Annotated in this window: 19 protein-coding genes and 1 tRNA gene; 7 read left to right on the forward strand and 13 right to left on the reverse strand. The window is 59.1% G+C overall.

Annotation, left to right across the window (positions count from 1 at the left end):
- Positions 1-65 precede the first annotated feature (65 nt).
- The 7 genes from clpA to tgt all read right to left on the reverse strand — a co-directional run bounded on the left by clpA (position 66) and on the right by tgt (position 8,504).
- Positions 66-2,363, reverse strand: coding sequence for an ATP-dependent Clp protease ATP-binding subunit ClpA (gene clpA, locus ACWXTG_RS13625; RefSeq protein ID WP_480220202.1), 2,298 nt, complete (start codon positions 2,361-2,363; stop codon positions 66-68).
- A 20-nt stretch (positions 2,364-2,383) separates the two neighbouring features.
- The gene (gene clpS / locus ACWXTG_RS13630) at positions 2,384-2,695 is read right to left on the reverse strand and encodes an ATP-dependent Clp protease adapter ClpS (RefSeq protein WP_230343275.1); all 312 of its coding nucleotides are present in this window, start codon (positions 2,693-2,695) and stop codon (positions 2,384-2,386) included.
- Between the two features lie 108 nt (positions 2,696-2,803).
- On the reverse strand, positions 2,804-4,069 hold the full coding sequence (locus ACWXTG_RS13635; protein ID WP_480220203.1) for an HlyC/CorC family transporter: 1,266 nt from the start codon (positions 4,067-4,069) through the stop codon (positions 2,804-2,806).
- 46 nt (positions 4,070-4,115) lie between these two features.
- Positions 4,116-5,051, reverse strand: coding sequence for a protein translocase subunit SecF (gene secF, locus ACWXTG_RS13640; protein WP_309564420.1), 936 nt, complete (start codon positions 5,049-5,051; stop codon positions 4,116-4,118).
- A gap of 35 nt (positions 5,052-5,086) precedes the next feature.
- The gene (gene secD, locus ACWXTG_RS13645) at positions 5,087-6,916 is read right to left on the reverse strand and encodes a protein translocase subunit SecD (RefSeq protein WP_480220204.1); all 1,830 of its coding nucleotides are present in this window, start codon (positions 6,914-6,916) and stop codon (positions 5,087-5,089) included.
- 66 nt (positions 6,917-6,982) lie between these two features.
- Complete coding sequence (gene yajC, locus ACWXTG_RS13650) at positions 6,983-7,303, reverse strand: preprotein translocase subunit YajC (protein ID WP_407995039.1); 321 nt, start codon at positions 7,301-7,303, stop codon at positions 6,983-6,985.
- Between the two features lie 88 nt (positions 7,304-7,391).
- Positions 7,392-8,504, reverse strand: coding sequence for a tRNA guanosine(34) transglycosylase Tgt (tgt, locus tag ACWXTG_RS13655; RefSeq protein ID WP_480220205.1), 1,113 nt, complete (start codon positions 8,502-8,504; stop codon positions 7,392-7,394).
- Between the two features lie 150 nt (positions 8,505-8,654).
- Between tgt and pssA the strand changes: the two genes are divergently transcribed.
- Positions 8,655-9,470, forward strand: a complete 816-nt coding sequence (gene pssA / locus ACWXTG_RS13660; RefSeq protein WP_407995675.1) for a CDP-diacylglycerol--serine O-phosphatidyltransferase — start codon at positions 8,655-8,657, stop codon at positions 9,468-9,470.
- Between the two features lie 18 nt (positions 9,471-9,488).
- Here the strand turns inward: pssA and ACWXTG_RS13665 are convergent, their stop codons facing one another.
- Positions 9,489-10,754: a C13 family peptidase gene (locus ACWXTG_RS13665; protein WP_480220206.1), complete on the reverse strand. Its 1,266-nt coding sequence runs from the start codon at positions 10,752-10,754 to the stop codon at positions 9,489-9,491.
- A 406-nt stretch (positions 10,755-11,160) separates the two neighbouring features.
- On the opposite strand from ACWXTG_RS13665, the gene ACWXTG_RS13670 reads away from it, so the two are divergent.
- Both ACWXTG_RS13670 and rnk read left to right on the forward strand, forming a co-directional pair.
- Positions 11,161-12,693: a 2-isopropylmalate synthase gene (locus ACWXTG_RS13670; protein WP_480220207.1), complete on the forward strand. Its 1,533-nt coding sequence runs from the start codon at positions 11,161-11,163 to the stop codon at positions 12,691-12,693.
- Between the two features lie 55 nt (positions 12,694-12,748).
- Positions 12,749-13,165, forward strand: coding sequence for a nucleoside diphosphate kinase regulator (rnk, locus tag ACWXTG_RS13675; protein ID WP_407995043.1), 417 nt, complete (start codon positions 12,749-12,751; stop codon positions 13,163-13,165).
- 174 nt (positions 13,166-13,339) lie between these two features.
- Here rnk and ACWXTG_RS13680 read toward each other — a convergent pair whose 3' ends face one another.
- On the reverse strand, positions 13,340-14,008 hold the full coding sequence (locus ACWXTG_RS13680) for an energy-coupling factor ABC transporter permease (RefSeq protein ID WP_480220208.1): 669 nt from the start codon (positions 14,006-14,008) through the stop codon (positions 13,340-13,342).
- A gap of 92 nt (positions 14,009-14,100) precedes the next feature.
- Between ACWXTG_RS13680 and ACWXTG_RS13685 the strand changes: the two genes are divergently transcribed.
- Positions 14,101-14,763 carry a histidinol-phosphatase gene (locus ACWXTG_RS13685; protein ID WP_480220209.1) on the forward strand — a complete coding sequence of 221 codons (663 nt, stop codon included), beginning with the start codon at positions 14,101-14,103 and terminating at the stop codon, positions 14,761-14,763.
- A 30-nt stretch (positions 14,764-14,793) separates the two neighbouring features.
- On the opposite strand, the gene ACWXTG_RS13690 is transcribed toward ACWXTG_RS13685, so the two are convergent.
- Positions 14,794-15,603, reverse strand: coding sequence for a cytochrome C assembly family protein (locus ACWXTG_RS13690; RefSeq protein WP_480220210.1), 810 nt, complete (start codon positions 15,601-15,603; stop codon positions 14,794-14,796).
- Positions 15,604-15,702: 99 nt separating this feature from the next.
- On the opposite strand from ACWXTG_RS13690, the gene ffh reads away from it, so the two are divergent.
- The 3 genes from ffh (at position 15,703) to ACWXTG_RS13705 (ending at position 18,844) form a co-directional block, all read left to right on the forward strand.
- Positions 15,703-17,055, forward strand: a complete 1,353-nt coding sequence (gene ffh / locus ACWXTG_RS13695) for a signal recognition particle protein (RefSeq protein ID WP_309564431.1) — start codon at positions 15,703-15,705, stop codon at positions 17,053-17,055.
- A gap of 152 nt (positions 17,056-17,207) precedes the next feature.
- A tRNA-Lys gene (locus ACWXTG_RS13700) sits at positions 17,208-17,283 on the forward strand.
- A 115-nt stretch (positions 17,284-17,398) separates the two neighbouring features.
- Positions 17,399-18,844, forward strand: coding sequence for a DHA2 family efflux MFS transporter permease subunit (locus tag ACWXTG_RS13705; RefSeq protein WP_480220211.1), 1,446 nt, complete (start codon positions 17,399-17,401; stop codon positions 18,842-18,844).
- 72 nt (positions 18,845-18,916) lie between these two features.
- Here ACWXTG_RS13705 and ACWXTG_RS13710 read toward each other — a convergent pair whose 3' ends face one another.
- The 3 genes from ACWXTG_RS13710 to ACWXTG_RS13720 all read right to left on the reverse strand — a co-directional run bounded on the left by ACWXTG_RS13710 (position 18,917) and on the right by ACWXTG_RS13720 (position 21,086).
- Positions 18,917-19,393, reverse strand: a complete 477-nt coding sequence (locus ACWXTG_RS13710) for a GNAT family N-acetyltransferase (RefSeq protein WP_480220212.1) — start codon at positions 19,391-19,393, stop codon at positions 18,917-18,919.
- Positions 19,394-19,441: 48 nt separating this feature from the next.
- Entirely contained in the window at positions 19,442-20,524 is a 1,083-nt protein-coding gene (gene aroG / locus ACWXTG_RS13715) for a 3-deoxy-7-phosphoheptulonate synthase AroG (protein ID WP_407995050.1), read from the reverse strand.
- 142 nt (positions 20,525-20,666) lie between these two features.
- On the reverse strand, positions 20,667-21,086 hold the full coding sequence (locus ACWXTG_RS13720; RefSeq protein ID WP_480220213.1) for a hypothetical protein: 420 nt from the start codon (positions 21,084-21,086) through the stop codon (positions 20,667-20,669).
- Positions 21,087-21,309: the final 223 nt, after the last annotated feature.

A 21,309-nucleotide genomic window follows, 5' to 3' on the forward strand; every position in this document is an offset into this window, starting at 1 on the left:
GACATGCAAATAAAAACGCCGCATTTCTGCGGCGTTTTTTCGACATCAATATTGAATATTGAGCATCAGCCAGTGACATCAGCTTCCAAAGCCGGCTTGTTGTCCTTGGGCTTGCTCGACGACTCGTTAAAGCTGAGCTTGATGTTGTCGTCCTTGTCGATATCCACATGCACATGGCCGCCATTGGACAGCTTGCCGAACAGCAACTCGTCCGCCAAGGCACGGCGGATGGTGTCCTGGATCAGGCGCGACATCGGGCGGGCGCCCATGAGCGGGTCGAAGCCCTTCTTGCCCAGATAGGCCTTGAGCGCATCGCTGAACGTGGCTTCCACTTTCTTCTCGTGCAATTGGTCCTCAAGCTGCATGAGGAACTTGTCGACCACGCGCACGATAATCTCTTCCGAGAGCGGGGCGAACGAGACGATCGCGTCCAGGCGGTTGCGGAACTCGGGGCTGAACAGGCGCTTGATGTCTCCCATCTCGTCGCCGGTGTTGCTGCCCAGGGTGAAGCCGATGCTGGTCTTGCTGATCGCTTCCGCGCCTGCATTGGTGGTCATGATGATGGTCACGTTGCGGAAATCCGCCTTGCGGCCGTTGTTGTCGGTCAGCGTCCCGTGGTCCATCACCTGCAGCAGGATATTGAAGATGTCCGGGTGCGCCTTCTCGATTTCATCCAGCAGCAATACGCAATATGGCGTCTTGTTGATGGCTTCCGTCAACAGGCCGCCCTGCTCGAAGCCGACATAGCCGGGAGGCGCGCCGATCAGGCGCGACACGGCATGGCGCTCCATGTATTCCGACATGTCGAAGCGGATCAATTCCACGCCCAGGGTATAGGCGAGCTGCTTGGCCACTTCGGTCTTGCCGACGCCGGTAGGGCCGGAGAACAGGAAGGAGCCGATCGGCTTGTTGAGGCTGCCGAGGCCGCTGCGCGCCATCTTGATCGCGGCGGACAACGCCTCGATGGCCTTGTCCTGGCCGAAGACGGTGGCCTTGAGGTCGCGCTCCAGCGTCTTCAGCGCGTTGCGGTCGTCGCTGGAGATGTTCTTGGGCGGAATGCGCGCCACCTTGGCGATGATGTCCTCGATTTCCTTGTTGCCGATCACCTTCTTCTGCTTGGATTTCGGCAGGATGCGCTGCGCCGCGCCAGCTTCGTCAATCACGTCGATGGCCTTGTCGGGCAGGTGACGGTCGTTGATGTAGCGTGCGGACAACTCGGCAGCCGTGTTCAGGGCAGAGGCGGTGTATTTCACGCTGTGGTGCTTCTCGAAGCGCGACTTGAGGCCCTTGAGGATTTCCACGGTTTCGGAAACGCTGGGCTCGACCACGTCGACCTTCTGGAAACGGCGCGACAAGGCATGGTCCTTCTCGAAGATGCCGCGGAATTCCTGGTAGGTGGTCGCGCCTATGCATTTGAGCGAGCCGTTGGAAAGCGCCGGCTTCAACAGGTTGGACGCATCCAGCGTGCCGCCGCTGGCAGCGCCCGCGCCGATCAGGGTATGGATTTCGTCGATGAACAGGATGGAATCAGGCTGGTCAGCCAGCTTCTTCATCACTGCCTTGAGCCGCTGCTCGAAGTCGCCGCGGTATTTGGTGCCTGCCAGCAAGGCGCCCATGTCCAGCGAGTAGATCACGGCGTTCTCGAGCACTTCCGGCACGTTGCCTTCCACAATGCGGCGTGCCAAGCCCTCTGCGATGGCGGTCTTGCCGACGCCGGCCTCGCCGACCAATAGCGGGTTGTTCTTGCGGCGGCGGCACAAGGTCTGGATCACGCGCTCCAGTTCCTGGGCGCGGCCGATCAAGGGGTCTATTTTGCCTGCCAGCACCTGCTGATTGAGGTTCTGGGTGTAGTTTTCCAGCGCGCTGGACGGGGAGGCCTCGGTTTCGGCCTCCTGCTCGGTTTCAGGGCGCTTGGCGTTGCTGCCGTCGGTGACCTTGGCGACGCCATGGGAGATATAGTTGACCACGTCCAGGCGCGTGATGCCCTGCTGGTGCAGGAAGAAGACCGCATGGGAATCCTTTTCGCCATAGATGGCGACCAGCACGTTGGCGCCGGTGACTTCCTTCTTGCCGGAAGACTGCACATGCAGGATGGCGCGTTGGATCACGCGCTGGAAGCCCAGCGTCGGCTGAGTGTCGACTTCCTCGTTGCCTTCCACCGTAGGCGTATGCTCTTCGATATAGTTGTTGAGCTCGGTGCGCAGATTGTCAAGGTTGGCCCCGCACGAGCGCAACACGTCCGCCGCAGTCGGGTTGTCGATCATGGCCAGCAGCAGGTGCTCCACGGTGATGAGCTCGTGGCGTTTCTGCCGGGCATCCATGAATGCCATGTGTAGGGATACTTCAAGTTCTTGCGCGATCATCTAAGCTTCCTCAGCTTTCTTCAGGCTTCTTCCATGGTGCATTGCAGCGGGTGCTGGTGCTCACGGGCATAACTAATGACTTGGTTTACCTTGGTCTCGGCGATGCCGTGCGGATACACGCCGCATACGCCCGCGCCCTCGGTATGTACTTGGAGCATGATTTGCGTCGCTTGTTCACGGTTTTTCTGAAAAAAGCGCTGCATGACATCCACCACGAATTCCATGGGCGTGTAGTCATCATTCAGCAGAATGACTTTGTACATCGAGGGAGGCTTGGTTTTTGCGTTGCCTACCTTCTCAACGATATTGTCCTGATGTTTGATGCTAGCCATACGTTTGATCTATTTTGAGCCGAATGCAGAAATTTTCAAGTCTGAATTGAGTAGGGTTATTACCGGCTGCATAGTTTTACATGCAAGATTTTTGCCATGTAATGACTATTACGGATGAATTCTTACAGTTTTTACAGCGCGATCCTGGGTTTTGAGGATTTCCAGCTTGTAGTCACCGATTTTGAGCCCGATGCCAGGCTCCGGGATATCCTCGAAATGTTCGACAATCAACCCGTTCAGGGTGCGCGGGCCATCGAGCGGCAGGTCGATACCCAGTTTTTTGTTGATGTCGCGCAGACTGTTGCTTGCATCCACGAGCCAACTGCCCCCATCTTCCTTGCGGTATGCCAGGCGTTGTTCCGCGGATACATTTGCAAAATCGCCAATAATCGCCTTGATGATATCTTCGAGTGTGACCAAGCCTTTGAGTTCACCGTACTCGTCCACGACCAGGGCAATGCGTTGCTGGCACTGCTTGAATTCCTGCATCTGAGTATAGACAGGCGTACCGGAAGGGATGAAGTAAGGCGCTTCCATATGCTGGCTCAGCAGCTGCTGGCTGAGGGGCTTGGTACGCAAGACATTCATGATGTCCCGGATGCGCAGCATGCCGATGATTTCCTCGTTCGGCCCGTTGCGCACCGGCAGCCGCGAATGCTGGCTCTCGGTAATCTGGGCGAGGATTTCCTCCATCGGCGCCTCGAAATCGATGATCTCAAGCTGCGTGTGCACGGTCATGATTTCATCGACGGTGGTCTGCTCCAGATCCAGCAGGTTCAGCAATACCTCGCGGTGTTTTTGCGGGATGGGGCTGGTGGTTTCGCTGAAGATGCTGCGCAGTTCCTCTATGCTGGTGGTATGGTTGCTCTCGGTGAAGCTGACTTTCATGCCCAACAGGCGCAGCAGGCTGTTGGCGCACAGGTTGGCCAGCCATATCAACGGGTAGCCGGCCTTGACCAACGGCAGCAATACATAGCTGAACGACAGGGCGAGAGGCTCGGCATGCCGGGAGGCGATGACCTTGGGCGTGATTTCGCTGAAGACCAGGATGGCAAAGGTAATGAGCACGGTGGAAACCGGCATCAGCAGCTCGCCGAGGTTGAACAGGCGGATGCTGATGAAGGCGGCAAGCGTTGCAGCTGCGGCATTGGCGAGGGTATTGCCCAGCAGGATGGCGCCGAGAAACTGCTCGCGCTCGTTGAGCAGCCTGGTGGCAAATTCGGCGCTGCGTAATCCTTCTTTGGCGAGGATGGTGAGCCGGTGCCGGTTGAGCATCAACAGGCTGGTTTCGGCCATGGAGAAAAAAGCGGAAGCGAATAGCAGCAGGGCAAGAATGCCCAGCTGCCATAGTAAGGAACTGTCCAACGGTATCAATCGGGGAATGAGATACCGCTAGTTTCGGCGCGAAGCGCCGGCTTTGTCAAGGCAGGGCTTCTTCCGCCTCGGGTTTCCTTTCGCCGCCGATCAGGTTCTCGCGCGATACGCCAAGGTACATGGCGATCGGGCTGGCCACCAGTACCGAGGAGTAAATACCGAATAGGATGCCGATGGTGAGGGCCAAGGCGAAGTTATGCAGCACCTCGCCGCCGAAGAACAGCATCGACAGTACCATGAGCTCGGTCGAAAAGTGGGTGATGATGGTGCGCGACATGGTGCGGGTGATCGCATTGTTGATCACCTCAGGCACGCTGGCCTTGCGCATCTTGCGGAAATTCTCGCGCACCCGGTCGAACACCACCACGGACTCGTTCACGGAGTAGCCCAGCACGGCGAGCACCGCGGCGAGCACCGTGAGGTTGAATTCCCACTGGAAGAAGGCAAAGAAGCCGAGGATGATGATGACGTCGTGCATGTTGGCGATCACGGCCGCCACGGCAAAGCGCCATTCGAAACGCATGGCCAGGTAGGCCATGATGCCGACGCAGACGAACAGCATCGCCAGCGCGCCCTTGTCGTACAGTTCCTGGCCGACTTGCGGGCCGACAAACTCGACGCGATGCAGCTTGACCTCCGGATTGTCGGCGGAAAGCGCCGCCAGCACTTTTTCGGAAAGCTGCGCGGTCGACAGGCCGGGCTTGATCGGCAGGCGGATCAATACGTCCTGGCTGGTACCGAAATTCTGCACGGTGGCATCCTTGAGGCCGATCTCGTCGACCGACTTGCGGATGCTGTCGAGGTTGGCCGCTTGCGGGTAGCTGACCTCCATCATCGTGCCGCCAGTGAAGTCTACGCCCAGGTGCAGGCCCTTGGTGGCCAGGAAGAATACCGACAACAGGAAGGTCACGAGCGAGATGGTCGTCGTGAGACGGCCATAGCTCATGAACGGTATATCTTTTTTGATTCTGAAAAATTCCATGATGTTTACTCTAGTGTTTACCTGTTGATCGATAGTTAGCCGATGGACAGCTTGCTGATCTTGCGGCGATAGCCGTAGATCAGGTTGATGACCGCACGGGAAACCAGCACTGCCGAGAACATCGAGGTTAGGATGCCCAGCACGTGCACGACGGCAAAGCCCTTGACCGGGCCGGTGCCGAACATGAACAGCGCCAGGCCCGCGATCATGGTGGTGACATTGGCATCGAGGATGGTGCCGAATGCACGCTCATAACCCGCATGGATGGAAGCCTGCGGCGTATTGCCGTTGCGCAGTTCCTCGCGGATACGTTCGTTGATCAGCACGTTGGCATCGATCGCCATACCCAGGGTCAGCGCGACCGCCGCGATGCCAGGCAATGTAAGCGTGGCTTGCAGCATGGAGAGCAGGGCAACCAGCAACAGCAGGTTGATGCTCAGCGCCAGCACGGAAACCGTGCCGAACAGCATGTAGTAGACAATCATGAATACTGAGATCGCCACAAAGCCCCACAGGGTGGAATGCATGCCGCGCTCGATATTGGCTTCGCCCATGCTGGGGCCGACGGTACGCTCCTCGATGATCTCCATCGGGGCGGCCAGTGCGCCGGCACGCAGCAGCAGGGCGACGTCGGTGGCTTCCTGCGTATTCGCCATGCCGGAAATCTGTACGCGTCCGCCGCCGATTTCCTCTCGGATCACGGGAGCGGTAATCACCTCCGCCTGGCCTTTCTCGATCAGCAGGATCGCCATGCGCTTGCCGACGTTTTCACGCGTGGCCTGCTTGAAGATGCGCGCGCCGCGGCCGTCCAGGGTGACGTGCACCACTGCGCCGCCGCCTTGCTGGTCCATGCCCGGACCGGCATCGGTGATGTAGTCGCCGGTCAGCACCACGTTTTTCTTGACCAGCATGGGGATGCCGTTACGGTCGGTGTAGAACTCGGTGCCGAACGGCACTTGGCCCTTGGAGGCGTTTTCCAGGCTCACGGCGTTGCTCTTGTCCTCGTCTACCATGCGGATTTCCAGCGTGGCGGTACGGCCGAGGATTTCCTTGGCCTTGGCGGTATCCTGTACGCCAGGCAGTTGCACGACGACACGGTCAATGCCTTGCTGCTGGATCACGGGCTCGGCAACGCCCAATTCGTTGATACGGTTGTGTAGGGTTTGGATGTTCTGCTTGATGGCGAATTCCTGGATGCGTTTTTTCGCAGGCTCGCTCAATACGGCGGTCAGGACTTTGTCTTCGCCGCGGTCGGAAGTGCGGAAGGCGAGGTCGGGATAATCTTTTTCCAGTGCGCGTTGCGCCTTGTTGAGCTCGGCAATGTCCTTGAAACGGACATTGACGGCCTGCCCATCACGCGAAACACCGAGATAGCTGAGCCGGGCGGTGCGCAATGCGCTGCGGAAATCGCCGACATAGCGTTCCGCCGCCTGGTCGAGCGCCGCCTTCATGTCCACCTGCAGCAGGAAGTGCACGCCGCCGCGCAGGTCCAGGCCCAGGTACATCGGGCGCGCGCCTATGCTGCGCAGCCATTCAGGGGAGCGTGAAAGCAGGTTGAGCGCAATCACGTAATCCTTGCCCAGCCGCGCCTGGAGCGCGTCCTTGGCCTGCAGTTGGATGTCGGTGCTGGGGAAGCGGACCTTGACGCCGGTGACGTCGAGGAACAGCGCCTCAAACGGGATGTTCTCCTGCTTCAGGATGTTCTCCGTGTTTTCCAGCAGCGCTGCATCCACCTTGGTATTGGCCTTGGCTGCGGTGATCTGCACGGCCGGGGATTCGCCGAACAGGTTAGGGGCTGCATAAAGCAGGCCTACCAGGACGACAACCAGCACCATCAGGTACTTCCATAAAGGGTAGCGGTTCATGAAGCGGCTCGCATTTCAGTGTTTCAGTGATGTTAAAGATCGTGAGTCAAGTGTATAGCGGCTATGTTACAGGGACTTGATGGTGCCCTTGGGCAACAGGGTTTGCACAGTGTGCTTTTGTACGGTAATCACGGTTTCCGGCGCGATTTCCAGGCTGACGTAGCCTTCGCCTACCTTGGTGATGCGGCCGACGATGCCGGAGCTGGTGGTCACTTCGTCGCCTTTTTGCAGGGCCTCGATCAATTTGCGTTGTTCCTTGGCCTGTTTCATTTGCGGGCGGATCAGCATGAACCAGAACAGCACGAAGATAACGATCAAGGGAAGGAAGCTCATCCAGTCTGGAGCGGCCTGGGCTGCATCAGCAGCGTACGCAGAAGCGATTAACACGGGTAAACCTTTCTTTTCAATGGGTAGAAATACTTGAAGCGCAAAATATTAGCCCAAAATTCTAACATATTGTGGCATATGCGCTGGATTATGCTGCTTGCTGCAATTTCTGCCGCCCTTGCCTGAACTCGCTAGCGAAAGCGGCAAACCGGCCTTGCTCAATGGCCTGGCGCATCCCGGCCATCAATTCCTGGTAATAATGCAGGTTGTGGATGGTGTTGAGGCGCGCGCCGAGGATCTCGCCGCTGCGGTGCAGGTGGTGCAGGTAGGCGCGGCTGAAGTGGCGGCAGGTATAGCAACTGCAGTCCTCGTCCAGCGGTCGCGTATCCTTCCGATGTCGCGCGTTCTTGAGCTTGATGTCGCCATGGCGCGTGAACAGCCAGCCGTTGCGCGCGTTGCGGGTCGGCATCACGCAGTCGAACATATCCACGCCGTGCGCTACGGCGGCGACCAGGTCTTCAGGCGTGCCCACGCCCATCAGGTAGCGCGGCCTGTCCTGCGGCATTTGCGGCGCGGTGTGGGCGAGGATGCGCAGCATGTCTTCCTTGGGTTCGCCTACCGAGAGGCCGCCGATCGCATAGCCGTCGAAGCCGATCTCGGCGAGCTCGGCGAGCGATTCGTCGCGCAGGTCTTCGTACATGCCGCCCTGGATGATGCCGAACAGCGCGTTCGGGTTGCCCTGGTGCGCGGCCTTGCTGCGCGCGGCCCAGCGCAGGCTGAGGCGCATGGAGTCGCGCGCTTCGATATGCGTCGCGGGATAGGGCGTGCACTCGTCGAAGATCATGACAATGTCCGAGTTCAGCACTTTTTGAATGCGCATGGATTCTTCGGGCGTGAGAAAACAGCTGTCGCCATTGATGGGGGAGCGGAAGCGCACGCCTTCCTCGGTGATCTTACGCAGGTCGCCCAGGCTCCAAACCTGAAAGCCGCCCGAGTCGGTGAGGATGGGGCCGTCCCAGCCCATGAATTGGTGCAGGCCGCCGAATTCGCTGATGACTTCCAGCCCGGGGCGCAGCCAGAGGTGGAAGGTGTTGCCGAGCAGGATATGCGCGCCGGTGTCGCGCACTTCGACCGGGGACAACGACTTGACGGAGCCATAAGTGCCGACCGGCATGAAGGCCGGGGTTTGCACATCGCCGTGCGCGAGGCTGACGGTGCCACGCCGCGCGGCGCCGTCTTGCTTGATAAGGGTAAATTCCATGATGCTTAGCCAAAATTCAAGCCGCGATACTACCATGGACTGACGCTTTATATGGTATCGAGCGCGCGCATGATGGCCATGTGCTTGCTATACTGTGCGCAGTTTTGCGTGCAGATATCCTGCACGATCGTTCAATGAGGAAATGCTTGAATGGCTGACATTCCCAACCGTCCACACCGCCACCGCTCCTTCATGGAGGCCGGCCTGCGCGAGCGCAGCATTTATCTGTTGCCCAATCTGTTCACCACAGCGGCGCTTTTTGCCGGGTTCTATGCGATTGTGCAGGCCATGAACGGCAACTTTGAGCATTCCGCCGTGGCGATTTTCATTGCCATGGTCCTGGACGGCCTCGATGGCCGGGTGGCGCGCATGACCAATACACAAAGCGCGTTCGGCGCCGAGTACGACAGCCTGTCCGACATGGTGTCGTTCGGCGTCGCGCCGGCATTGGTGATGTACGTCTGGGCCCTGAAACCGCTGGGCAAGCTCGGATGGATCGCTGCTTTCATCTATTGCGCCGGTGCGGCCTTGCGCCTTGCGCGCTTCAACACCAAGCTGGACGAAAGCGACAAGCGCTATTTCCAGGGCCTGCCCAGCCCTGCGGCTGCTGCCCTGCTTGCCGGGCTGGTCTGGGTGTCGTATGAAAACCACGTGAGCGGCACGGAGGTGTTTTTTGATGCCGTCAAGATGCAGTGGGTGGCATGGTTCATCACCTTGTTTGCCGGCCTATCCATGGTGAGCGACCTGCGTTACTACAGCGGCAAGGACATCAACCTGCGCCGCAGCGTGCCGTTCGTCGTGATCCTGCTGATCGTGCTGGCGTTCGTGCTGATTTCCTACAGTCCGCCGGAAGTGCTGTTCGCCGTGTTCCTGGCCTACGGGGTCTCAGGCTATATCCTCTGGCTATGGGGCAAGCGCAAGCCGAAGCCCGCCGCTGCCGACCAGTCCGCTCCTCCCGGTCAATAAAACTAAGCGCTTGCTGGATCAATGCCCGTGCTGCAACGCCTGCAGCACGGGCTTTATTTTTTCACCGACATGGATTTGCGGGTTGGAAGGGCCATCCGTCTTGCCTGCTTGCTGTTCGCGCTTGCGGATGACAGGCAGGGCATGCTGGAAAGCCTCTTCGAATGAATAGGTGTTACGCAAGGCTTCGTCGAACAAGGCGCGGCCAAAGAAGGTCAACTCCGAGCCGTTGCCGCAGCCGAATGAGGTATGGGTGGCGTCGGCTGCGGTCATGATCAGCGTGTTCTCGTTCTGCAACGGCGCTATCCAGCTGCCGGAATAGCACGCCGATACCACGATGACGCGGTACTTGACGCCTGCCTTGTCCAACCACAGGTTGAGGGCCTGCGAGGTGAGCATGTCCATTTCCAACGGCCAGAGCGAGGCGGCGAGTTCCCCGTTCTGCGCGCCATGCGAGGTAAGGTAGATCAACAGCACGTCTTCCTCGGTATTCATGAGGTCTGCGGCGCGGTTAATGGCGCGCTCCAGGTTTTCGAGGCTGGCCCATGGCAGGGTTTCCAGGGTGGCAGGGTGGTTGACGAGCTCCTGCATATGACCTGCGGCATCGAAGCGCTCCTCGATGACGGCATTGACCATGCTGCTCTCGCGCAGGAATACCTCGTCGTCGCCATAAGGCGCATAGCTGATGCTGAACAGGTCGACAACGCCTGGCCGCTCAGGCTTGACGGCTGCACGTTGCTTGCTGGCGAGCTGCAGTTGGGTTTCCAGCTTTTCCTGGGTCAGCTGCAGGCTGTTGTCCGTGCCGGCGCTATCCTCTTCATAAGGCAGCCAGTACATGGGGGCTTGTGAAAAATGCACGATCAGCGGCGCGCCAAACGCGAATATCCCGGTCAGCAAGATGAGTCTGCCCGGCACTTGCGTGCTGCGTGTCAGCAGCAGCCAGAAGGCCAGCGCCGCCCAGGTGGTGGTGGCGATATACAGTGCCCAGTGCCAGGCGGATCCATCCAGGCCTTGCGGCTGGATTAGGCCGACATAGACCAAGGTGCTGAGGATATCCAGCACGAACGCCTGCGCGGTGCCGATGGCAAACAATGCGGCGGCCTGCACCTGCAGGCCGTGCGCGCGCGCGTGGTCGCTGAGGTACCAGCACAGCCATAGCAACAGCAGCACGACCAGCCAGCCCCAGAGCAACGCCTTGGGAAAGAATTCCGCCTGGCCGATGATCACCAGCCGTCCCATCAGGATGCTGCCGGCAGTGGTAATCGCCAGCATCAATAGTAGCTGCAATGGGCTGATCCGCAGTCCTTCAACATTCACTCGCTGGAAAAATGCGCTTTTCAGCCCACGTAGGAAAAAGGTGCGTAATGGAAATGTGGTATGGGACATGCTGGCCTGTAAGCGATTGCGGGTTAATGTCCGCCATCGTGCCTCAAATTCGCCCACGCGCCAAGTTGCCGGCTTGAATCCGCAGGCATGCCAGGGCTTCGGCTTGCCTTGCGGGAGGAAAAGAATTATATTCAATCACCTATGCAGAACTTCAGGCACAATCCGGATTTCCCCCTTGCCCGGGCTTTCTTGGCCCCGGCGAGCCTGATGCTGCGCAGCCCGCGCTAGTATTGCTCCTGCCCAGCTTTAGCCATACCTACTGAGACGCTTCCGCTCATAAACCCAAACGTTGATGGAATTTCAGGCCATGACACAGAACCAGCTCATCATTTTTGATACCACCCTGCGCGACGGCGAGCAAAGCCCTGGCGCGGCCATGACCAAGGAAGAGAAGCTGCGAATCGCCCGTCAACTGGAAAAGCTGGGCGTGAATGTGATCGAGGCCGGTTTTGCAGCGGCGAGCCCCGGGGATTTCGATGCCATCCGCGCCATTGCCGAAGTGATTACCGAGTCCACCGTCTGTTCGCTCGCGCGCGCCAACGAGAACGACATCCGCCGCGCGGGAGAGGCGATCAGCCCGGCCAGGAAGCGCCGCATCCATACTTTTATCGCGACCAGCCCGATCCATATGCAGAACAAGCTGCGCATGACACCTGAGCAGGTGCTGGAGCGTGCCGTGCAGGCAGTGAAGTGGGCGCTAGAATATACCGACGACGTCGAGTTCTCCGCCGAGGATGCCGTGCGGTCCGACATCGATTTCCTGGTGCAGGTGTTCGACGCCGTGATCGCGGCAGGCGCCAAGACCATCAACGTGCCTGACACCGTGGGCTACTCCGTGCCGCAGCAATGGGGCGAGCGCATGGCGCAACTGATTGCGCGCGTGAAGGACGCCGACAAGGTGGTGTGGTCGACCCACTGCCACAACGACCTCGGCATGGCGGTGGCGAACTCGCTGTCTGCCGTGCTGGCCGGCGCGCGGCAGGTGGAGTGCACCATCAACGGCCTGGGCGAACGGGCGGGCAATGCCAGCCTGGAGGAAGTGGTGATGGCGGTGAAGACCCGCCGCGACGTGTTCCAGCTCGATACCACCATCGATACCACGCAGATCGTGACGACATCCAAGCTGGTATCGACGATCACCGGCTATCCGGTGCAGCCCAACAAGGCTGTCGTCGGCGCGAACGCGTTCGCCCATGAGTCCGGCATCCACCAGGACGGCGTGCTCAAGCACCGCGAGACTTACGAGATCATGCGTGCGGAAGATGTGGGCTGGGGCGCCAACAAGCTGACGCTGGGCAAGTTGTCCGGGCGCAATGCTTTCCGCACCCGTCTCACCGAGCTGGGCATCACCCTGGAAAGCGAGGATGCGCTCAATGCGGCATTCGCGCGCTTCAAGGAGTTGGCGGACAAGAAGTCCGAGATATTCGATGAGGATATCCAGGCCCTGGTCAGCGATAACGTGGTCAACGAGGAAAGCTTCAAGCTGAGCTACCTGCATGTGGCGTCGCAGACGGGCGAAGTGCCGCATGCGGAGGTGACCGTGGCGGAGAACGGCGTCGAGCGCCGTGCGGACGCTACTGGCGGCGGCCCTGTCGATGCGGCGTTCAAGGCTATCGAGAAGATTATCAGCAGCGGCGCCGAGCTGCTGCTGTATTCCGTCAACAACATCACCAGCGGTACCGATGCGCAGGGCGAGGTGACGGTGCGGTTGTCCAAGGGCGGGCGCATCGTCAACGGGCAGGGGGCGGATACGGATATCGTGATCGCCTCGGCCAAGGCCTACCTGAACGCCCTCAACAAACTGCATGCGAATGCCGAGCGGGCACATCCGCAGGTATAGTGCATTCATTCATTTAACGATCGAATATCATCAAGGTAAAAGTAAAGGAATCCCCATGTTGCAAGGTGCAATCCAGGTAACAAGTTTTGATATGGACCGGCTGTTTTCCATGATTGAGCAACTGCGCAAGAACGGCTTCCCCGAGGCAGGCAACCTTACCCGCCTCGAAGATGAACTGGCGCGCAGCGAAGAAGTGGCCTCCGAGCAGGTCGGCGCGGATGTGGTGACCATGAATTCGCGCGTGCTGCTGCGCGACGAGGCGAATGGGCATGAGATGCACTGCACGCTGGTGTTTCCTGCCGATGCGGACGCTTCGGCCAACCGCATTTCGGTGGTGGCTCCCTTGGGCACTGCCATCCTGGGATACCGGGTCGGCGACGTGATCGACTGGGCCATGCCGGGAGGCGTGCGCCAGTACAGGATATTGAAGATTGATTACCAGCCTGAGGCTGCTGGCGATTTTCACTTGTAAACAATTTAAGTGGTTAAGCAAGGCGCCTCCTGGGCGCCTTTTTTATTGCGCAAAGCCGGTAAAAGTCCGGAAGGGACAATGTGTGCGTTTCTCTCGCAACATTTTATTATTCGGGTTGTATTACATCTGGGGCTCGACTTATCTTGCCATGCGTGTTGCGGCACAGCTAAGCCGTCAATGCTTGGTCTTGAGATAGCGCTTGTCGCTGAAAGTAGCCAGCCAATGTGGCCGGAACGCCGTCATCAGCGTGACCGCCATGCCGGTAAGAAAAGCTTCCGACCAGGCGATCAGGATGAAGTAGGGCAGGTAGTTGCTGAACAGGTAATCAAGCGGGTAGGCCTGCATGCCGCTTAGCATCAGCACCGCGCTCAAGCCGCACAGGCTGATGGTGAGTCCCGCGCATAGAAAGCCGCAGGCGAAGATGTAGATGATCAGGTGGTTGGGCAGCTTGCTGTCCACTAGGCGGAACAGGTTGTAGCTGAAAGCCACCGGGATAGCGGCCATGATGATGAAGTTGACGCCCAGCGTTTGCCATCCCGCCATGCCGAATGCGGTGATGCTGACGAGGATCAACGCCAGCGCGATCAGCGCCAGTTGCCAACGGAACATCAGGCACAAGGCCGTGGCGCCCAGGAGGTGGATGTTCAGGCCGGGGCGTATGCCCGCCTTGACGCTCCAAATGACCATCAACGCCACGATGGACCCGAGGAAAACGTGTTGCAATGCCGGATCGCTCAAATGCCTCCAGGGGGACTTGATGACGGCATAGGCAAGCAGGGCCAGCGCCAGCGCATTGGCAACCCATTGCCAGGCGGCCGGAACCAGGTAGTCAGGCAGGTTCATTGCCCTGGATGGCCTTGCGGCACGGGGATGATCGCATACTTCGGGTTCATGAGCTAAACTCTAACAATTTTTGCCGTAGACGGAGAAACATTTTGCAGCTCGCATTGTTCGACCTCGATAACACGCTGCTGGCTGGCGACAGCGATTTCCAGTGGGGCCAGTTCCTCATCAGCAAGGGATTGCTCAACGAGCAGGAACACCTGGCCAAGAATATTGCCTTTTATGAGGATTACAAGGCCGGCAGGCTGGATATCTACGCCTTCCTGGATTTCCAGCTCAAGCCCCTGAGCGAACGTCCGCGCAGCGAGTTGGACGTATTGCACCGCGAATACATGGCGCAGAAAATCCGCCCCATGATCACCGACAAGGCACGCGCATTGGTGGAGAAGCACCGCCAGAATGGCGACCTGCTCATGATCATTACCGCGACCAACAGCTTTGTGACCACCCCGATCGCGCACGAGTTCGGCATCGATAACCTGATTGGCACCACGCCAGAGGAAGTGGATGGAAGGTTTACCGGCAAGGTGACGGGAACCCCAAGCTTCCAGGCCGGCAAGATCACGCGGCTCAACGAGTGGCTGGAAGAGCGCAACCAGGCATTAAGCGACTTCGAAACTACCTGGTTCTACAGCGATTCCCATAATGACCTGCCATTGATGAAGCTGGTGGACAAGCCTGTGGCGGTGGATCCGGACCCTACGCTCAAGACGTATGCGGAGGAAGCGGGCTGGCCTGTCATCAGCCTGCGTTGATATATAGCCAGAAGTGTTTTGTTAGCTGCTTTAGCGGTGCAGCAGGACTTCCAGCACGAACTTGCTGCCGGCATAAGCCAGCAATAGCACGACAAATCCGCTCAAGGTCCAGCGCACCGCGGTGCGTCCGCGCCAGCCGTAGCGGTAGCGGCCAAACAGCAGCCCGCCGAAGATCAGCCACGAGAGAATGGTGAACACGTTCTTGTGGTTGAACTGGAACGGCTGGTCGAACAACAGCTCCGAGAACATCATGCCGCTGATCAGGGTCAGCGTCAGCAGGATGAATCCCAGCGTAATGATGCGGAACAGCAGGGTTTCCATCGTCATGAGCGGCGGGAAGTCGGGCAGCTTGAGCCAGCTCGATTTCTGGTGCAGCTTGCGTTCGGCGGCCGTCATCAGCAAGGCATGCAGCGCGGCAAAAGTCAGCAGGCTGTAGGCCAGCATCGCAATCACCAGGTGGGCCACGAACAAGGGCTGGTCGGCGTAGGGGATCACGTGCGATTCGGGCTGCCATGCCTGCAGCAATACGAAAAAGGCCGCTGGCGGCAGCACGAACGCCTGCAGGCTATGCAGGTGGTGCTTGATATTGGTGATCCAGTAAATAAGCACGGTGAGCCAGAGGATGGTGGACAGCGCATTGGTAAAGCTCAGGTTGAGTCCCTGCGAGAACAAGTGGCAATAAAGCGAGAGCGCGTGCAGCACCAGCCCGACGGCGATCAGGCCGGACTGCCAATTCTGCTTGGAAGGGGTCGATGCGTCGCTGGTCTTGGTCTGGCGCCAGTAGTTGACGGCCACCAACAGGTAAATCAATGCGGTAATAGCGGGTAGAAACGCAATCATACGGGATGACTTGGGTTAGAATTCATATATTCACAACACTATAACATGCAGCCGCCTGACGCACGCGTTAATCCACGGCGGCCGCCACTGGTATCCATCATGTTCGAAAACCTCAGCAGCAGATTACAGCAAGTCGTCAAAACCCTACGCGGGCACGCCCGCCTCACGGAAGAGAACATCACCGACGCCATGCGCGAAGTGCGCATGGCATTGCTGGAGGCCGATGTGGCCTTGCCGGTGGTCAAGGATTTCGTCAGCCAGGTGAAGGAGCGCGCGGTAGGCCGCGAAGTGCTGCAAAGCCTGTCTCCAGGCCAGGCCGTGATCCAGGTCGTGCACGAAGAGCTCACCCGCCTCATGGGCGAGCAGAACGTCGGCCTCAATCTTGCCACCAATCCTCCCGCCATCGTCCTCATGGCAGGCTTGCAGGGCTCCGGCAAGACCACCACCTCAGCCAAGCTGGCACGGCTGCTGAAGGCCGAGAAAAAGAAGGTGCTGCTGGCCAGCGCCGACGTCTACCGGCCTGCCGCGATCGAGCAGTTGAAAACCCTGGCCAAGAGCCTGGAAGTGGACTGTTTCGATTCCAATGCGACGCAAAAGCCTGCGGATATCGCCGCGCAGGCCCTCGACTTCGCCAAGCGGCATTTCTATGACGTGCTGATCTTCGATACCGCGGGCCGCCTGGGCATCGACGAAGCCATGATGGCGGAAATCAAGCAGCTGCATGAGTTGCTCAACCCGATCGAGACTCTGTTCGTGGTCGATGCCATGCAGGGTCAGGATGCGGTCAACACCGCACGCGCATTCGGAGAAACCCTGCCCTTGACCGGCGTGGTGCTCACCAAGCTCGACGGCGATGCCCGAGGTGGCGCGGCATTGTCCGTGCGCCATGTCACCGGCAAGCCGATCAAGTACATCGGCGTGAGCGAAAAGGTCGATGGCATAGAGTTGTTCCATCCTGAGCGCATGGCGTCACGCGTGCTGGGCATGGGCGACGTGCTTTCGCTGATCGAGCAGGCACAGAAGAACGTGGACCTGGACGAAGCCAAGAAGCTGGCCGACAAGGTCAAGTCCGGCAAGAATTTCGACCTTGAAGACTTCAAGGCGCAGATGCTGCAAATGCGCAAGATGGGTGGCATGGGCTCGTTGATGGACAAGATGCCCGCGCAGATTTCCGGCATGATGGGCCAAGTCAATAGCGAGACAGGCGACAAGGCCTTGCGCCGCATTGAGGGCATCATCAATGCCATGACTCCCTTGGAGCGCCGCAAGCCGGATATCATCAAGGCCACGCGCAAGCGCCGCATTGCCGCCGGCGCAGGGGTCCAGGTGCAGGAGGTCAACCGCCTGCTCAACCAGTTCGAGGAAGTGCAGAAAATGATGAAAATGTTCTCGAAGGGCGGCATGAGCAAGATCATGCGCGCAATGCAGGGCCGTTTTCCCGGCATGAGGTGATGCGCGGGGAAATTCTTTCCTGCACATAGGCTTGCATCGAAATCGCTTGATGGGATGGGTTGCTGAAGCAAAGGAAATTGCAATCCAGCATTGACGCCACCGGCGCTTTTCTTCATAATTGCGCGCTTTCCGAGATGAGAGTCTCATCTCAAGGGCCGTTAGCTCAGTTGGTAGAGCAGCGGACTTTTAATCCGTTTGTCGCAGGTTCGAGCCCCGCACGGCCCACCAGGAATATCAAAGGGTTAGCTTTTTAGCTAACCCTTTTTTCGTTTCAAGGCCGTATCTTCAAATTGGTTTTTCTTCCCAGGCTTGGCCTGGTATTTTTAATTGTGAGGTTAGCGCTATGCAAACAGGCCATCATGCACAAACCCATAACCGCTGGCTGGCGTTGATCGTCTTGTGTTTCGGCGTGCTCATGATCGTGCTCGATACCACGATCGTGAATGTGGCGCTGCCTTCGATCCGGGCCGACCTTGGGTTCAGCGAAACTTCGCTGGTGTGGGTGGTGAACGCCTATATGCTCACCTTCGGCGGTTTTCTGCTTCTCGGCGGCCGGCTGGGGGATTTCTTCGGCCAGCGGCGTTTGTTCCTGATCGGGATTGCATCGTTTACGCTGGCTTCGCTGATTTGCGGGATGGCCGCGACGCAGCAGCAATTGGTCTGGGCGCGCGCCGTGCAGGGGCTCGGCGGGGCGGTGGTGTCGGCGGTGGCGTTGTCGTTGATCATGAATCTGTTCACCGAGCAGGGCGAGCGCGCCAAGGCGATGGGGGTCTACGGCTTTGTCTGCGCGGGCGGCGGCAGCCTGGGGGTATTGTTGGGCGGATTGCTTACGAGCACCTTGAGCTGGCACTGGATCTTCCTCGTCAACCTGCCGATCGGGATCGTGGTCTATGGGCTGTGTTTGCGGCTGCTGCCTGCGCATGGCGCCGAGTTGCGTCCGCAGAAGCTCGATGTCGCCGGGGCGTTGAGCATTACGGCGTCGATGATGCTGGCGGTGTATGCGATTGTGAACGGCAACGAGACGGGCTGGCTTTCCGGCGAGACCCTGGGCTTGTTTGCCCTGGCCGGGTTATTGTTTGCATGGTTTATCCGCTTGCAATTGCGCGTGGCCGCGCCATTGATGCCCTTGAGCCTGTTCCGGCAGCGCAATGTGTCGGTGGCCAACGTGGTAGCCGTGCTCTGGGCGGCTGCCTTGTTCGCCTGGTTCTTCATGTCGGCGCTGTATATGCAGTTCGTGCTGGGCTACGACGCCTTGCAGGTGGGGTTGGCGTTCCTGCCGGCCAATGTGGTGATGGCCTTGTTTTCCCTCGGCTTGTCCGCGTGGCTGGTGATGCGCATCGGGATTCGCGCTTCGTTGACGCTGGGATTGGTGCTGGCGGCGCTAGGCTTGGGATGGTTCGCCCGTGCGCCGCTGGATGGCATGTTCTGGCTGGATATATTCCCTTCCATGGTGCTGCTGGGGTTGGGCGGCGGCATCGCCTTCAACCCATTGCTGCTGGCTGCGATGAATGATGTGGCGCCCGAAGATTCCGGCCTGGCGTCCGGCGTGGTGAATACGGCCTTCATGATGGGCGGCGCGGTGGGATTGGCTGTATTGGCAAGCCTGGCCGCCTTGGTGAGCCAAAAGTGGCTGGCGCACGGTAATGCCTTGCCGTCGGCGTTACTGGCCGGCTACCAGCTTGCTTTCCTGCTGGGCGCGGCTGCTGCGGGAATCGGGGCAGGGTTGGCCTTGCTGCTTATGCATGAGCCCAAATCCACGCAATCGGCGGCATCGGCTCCAGTTCATTAAAAATAGGATATCGCGTGCAAACGGCTCGGCCTAGCCGGGCTTTTTCATGCCTGCCGCTGGGGCAGGTTTGAATCAAGCCAATGCACGCACCATGTAGCTAGCGGCGTCATCGTAACTTTGCAGTTTTGCTGCCGGGACAAGATGATTGGCTGCCTGGAATTGTTGTCGCTGCCAGAAGCGGAACGAGCGATTGACTGCGATAAGCGAGAGGTTGTCCAGGCGTTCATGTGCGGCCTGTGCATATAGTTGCGCGAGAATCTCGCCAGCGGCATTCGAGCCGCGTGAGGACGGCAGCAGGGCAATATCGTGCAGGTAGTAGGTGGTGGCCTGGCTGGGCAGCGCATGCAGCATGCTGTTGAGGGCGGGAGGCATGCCGAGCTGCCACGGATGGCTGAGCAGGTAGCCGCAGATATGGCTTGCCTGTTGCCGCACCCAGCAACCTTGAGGATACAGCTGCTGGCGCTCAGTGAAAATTGCTAGGTCTTCTGGATAGCCGGGATGCACCTGCCCGGCTATCCGCATGACGGCTGGCAGGTCGCTTGCATGCATCGGCCTCCATGAGGCTGCGGGCTGCATGTCGGTTCCCGGTTCGCGGCCTTATTCGGTTTCTTCCTGGCGCTTGCGGCGCTGGCGCACGCTTTCGGCCAGGGTATCGAGCAAAGTGATGGAGTCGTCCCAGCCCAAGCAGCCGTCGGTGATCGACTTGCCGTATTCTAGCTGGCAACCAGGGATCAGGTCCTGCCGACCCTCGTTGAGGTGCGACTCGATCATCAGGCCGACGATGCGGTCGTCCCCGCCGGCAATCTGGCTGGTGACGTCGGCGACGACGTCGATCTGGCGCTTATACTGCTTGAGGCTGTTGGCGTGCGAGCAGTCGATCATGACCTTGGCGGCCAGCCCTGCATTGGCGAGTTCGCGCGCGGCATCTTCCACGCTGGCGGCATCGTAGTTCGGCGTTTTGCCGCCGCGCAGGATGACGTGGCAATCCTCGTTGCCGCTGGTCGAGATGATGGCGGAGCGGCCTTCCTTGGTCACGGAGAGGAAATGGTGCGGGCTGGCCGCTGCCTTGATGGCATCGACGGCGATGCGGATATTGCCGTCCGTGCCGTTCTTGAAGCCCACCGGGCAGGAAAGGCCCGAGGCCAGTTCGCGGTGGATTTGCGATTCGGTCGTACGAGCGCCGATCGCTCCCCAGCTGACCAGATCTGCGGTGTATTGCGGGGTGATGACGTCGAGGAATTCGGTGCCGGCAGGCATGCCGAGGGCGTTGACGTCCAGCAGGAAGCGGCGTGCCAGTTCCAGGCCCTCGTTGATGCGGTAGCTGCCGTCGAGGAAGGGGTCGTTGATCAGGCCCTTCCAGCCCACTGTGGTGCGCGGCTTTTCGAAATAGACCCGCATCACGAGCAGCAGTTCGTGCTCGAAGCGCGCGCGCAGGGCGACCAGGCGGCGGGCGTATTCCAGCCCGGCATCGTAGTCGTGGATGGAGCAGGGGCCGATGACGACGAGCAGCCTGTCGTCGGCGCTGTGCAGGATCTTATGAATGGCGCTGCGGGTAGCCACGATGTTGTCGGTGATGGCGGTACTGGCGGGCAGCTCCTCAAGCAGCTCGGACGGTAATCTCAGCTCCTTGATTTCCTTGATGCGAACATCGTCAGTCGCAATTTTTTGATATGGGCTCATTCTTTTCTCACCGCCGCCCGGAGGGTAACCAGGCATGGCACGGCATTGGTATTGTAAAAAAGTTGATTATTATAGCTTTATGCAGGCCTTCATGCCTGTGTTTGTGTCGTTCCGGGCATGATACTGCGGGAAGATGTCAGGCTTATGGCGCAGTTTGCGTGGTTTTGCAAACCAGGGTGCGGAAGCCGGGCCTGGGGCCTTCTACCTTGTCGAAGTAGCCATCGGAGGGGGCTTGTACGCTGCCTTGCGGGCAGGTGAACATGGCAGGCGCCGATTCGGCAAGCGGCACGTAGCCTGCAATGCGGCCGTTGGCATCATGGCCGGCGATCAGCTTGTAGAAAATACGGCGGTTGCCTTCCTCGGCGATTTCGGAGGCGGTCCAGCACATTTCGCCGTAAAAGTAGGCGTCTATCTTGTCTTCCTTGTAGTCCGCAAACGCGACGCCGCCGACAACCTGGCTGCCTTCTTCTGGCTTGAAGTTGCCATAGTCCTTGCATACGGCCAATGCGGCGGTGCCGTGCAGCGACAGGGCGGCGAGCAGGATGATAGCGGGCTTGTTCATGCGGACTCTTCCTTGGATACAATGTTGTCTACGGCTATTTTCTCATAATCGATACCGGGATCGTAAGGCTGAGCCGAATGAAGCTGAACTCTTTGCCAGAGGTTTGATCTCATGGATTATTGGATAATAGAATGATAGCCATTACGGATATCAAGCTTTAATCAAGATGCATTTCATCCGCCGTCTTGTGGTTTGTTGATAGGCGAGTCTGTCGGGGAAGCGG

Source organism: Methylobacillus sp. DLP286 (assembly GCF_056636515.1).

What these genes read in the sequence shown, in the direction of transcription:
- clpA (WP_480220202.1), bottom strand. Translation starts at nt 2,363, where the DNA reads ATGATCGCGCAAGAACTTGAAGTATCCCTACACATGGCATTCATGGAT.
- clpS (WP_230343275.1), bottom strand. Translation starts at nt 2,695, where the DNA reads ATGGCTAGCATCAAACATCAGGACAATATCGTTGAGAAGGTAGGCAAC.
- secF (WP_309564420.1), bottom strand. Translation starts at nt 5,051, where the DNA reads ATGGAATTTTTCAGAATCAAAAAAGATATACCGTTCATGAGCTATGGC.
- secD (WP_480220204.1), bottom strand. Translation starts at nt 6,916, where the DNA reads ATGAACCGCTACCCTTTATGGAAGTACCTGATGGTGCTGGTTGTCGTC.
- tgt (WP_480220205.1), bottom strand. Translation starts at nt 8,504, where the DNA reads ATGGAATTTACCCTTATCAAGCAAGACGGCGCCGCGCGGCGTGGCACC.
- pssA (WP_407995675.1), top strand. Translation starts at nt 8,655, where the DNA reads ATGGCTGACATTCCCAACCGTCCACACCGCCACCGCTCCTTCATGGAG.
- ACWXTG_RS13670 (WP_480220207.1), top strand. Translation starts at nt 11,161, where the DNA reads ATGACACAGAACCAGCTCATCATTTTTGATACCACCCTGCGCGACGGC.
- rnk (WP_407995043.1), top strand. Translation starts at nt 12,749, where the DNA reads ATGTTGCAAGGTGCAATCCAGGTAACAAGTTTTGATATGGACCGGCTG.
- ACWXTG_RS13680 (WP_480220208.1), bottom strand. Translation starts at nt 14,008, where the DNA reads ATGAACCTGCCTGACTACCTGGTTCCGGCCGCCTGGCAATGGGTTGCC.
- ACWXTG_RS13690 (WP_480220210.1), bottom strand. Translation starts at nt 15,603, where the DNA reads ATGATTGCGTTTCTACCCGCTATTACCGCATTGATTTACCTGTTGGTG.
- ffh (WP_309564431.1), top strand. Translation starts at nt 15,703, where the DNA reads ATGTTCGAAAACCTCAGCAGCAGATTACAGCAAGTCGTCAAAACCCTA.
- ACWXTG_RS13705 (WP_480220211.1), top strand. Translation starts at nt 17,399, where the DNA reads ATGCAAACAGGCCATCATGCACAAACCCATAACCGCTGGCTGGCGTTG.
- ACWXTG_RS13710 (WP_480220212.1), bottom strand. Translation starts at nt 19,393, where the DNA reads ATGCATGCAAGCGACCTGCCAGCCGTCATGCGGATAGCCGGGCAGGTG.
- aroG (WP_407995050.1), bottom strand. Translation starts at nt 20,524, where the DNA reads ATGAGCCCATATCAAAAAATTGCGACTGACGATGTTCGCATCAAGGAA.
- ACWXTG_RS13720 (WP_480220213.1), bottom strand. Translation starts at nt 21,086, where the DNA reads ATGAACAAGCCCGCTATCATCCTGCTCGCCGCCCTGTCGCTGCACGGC.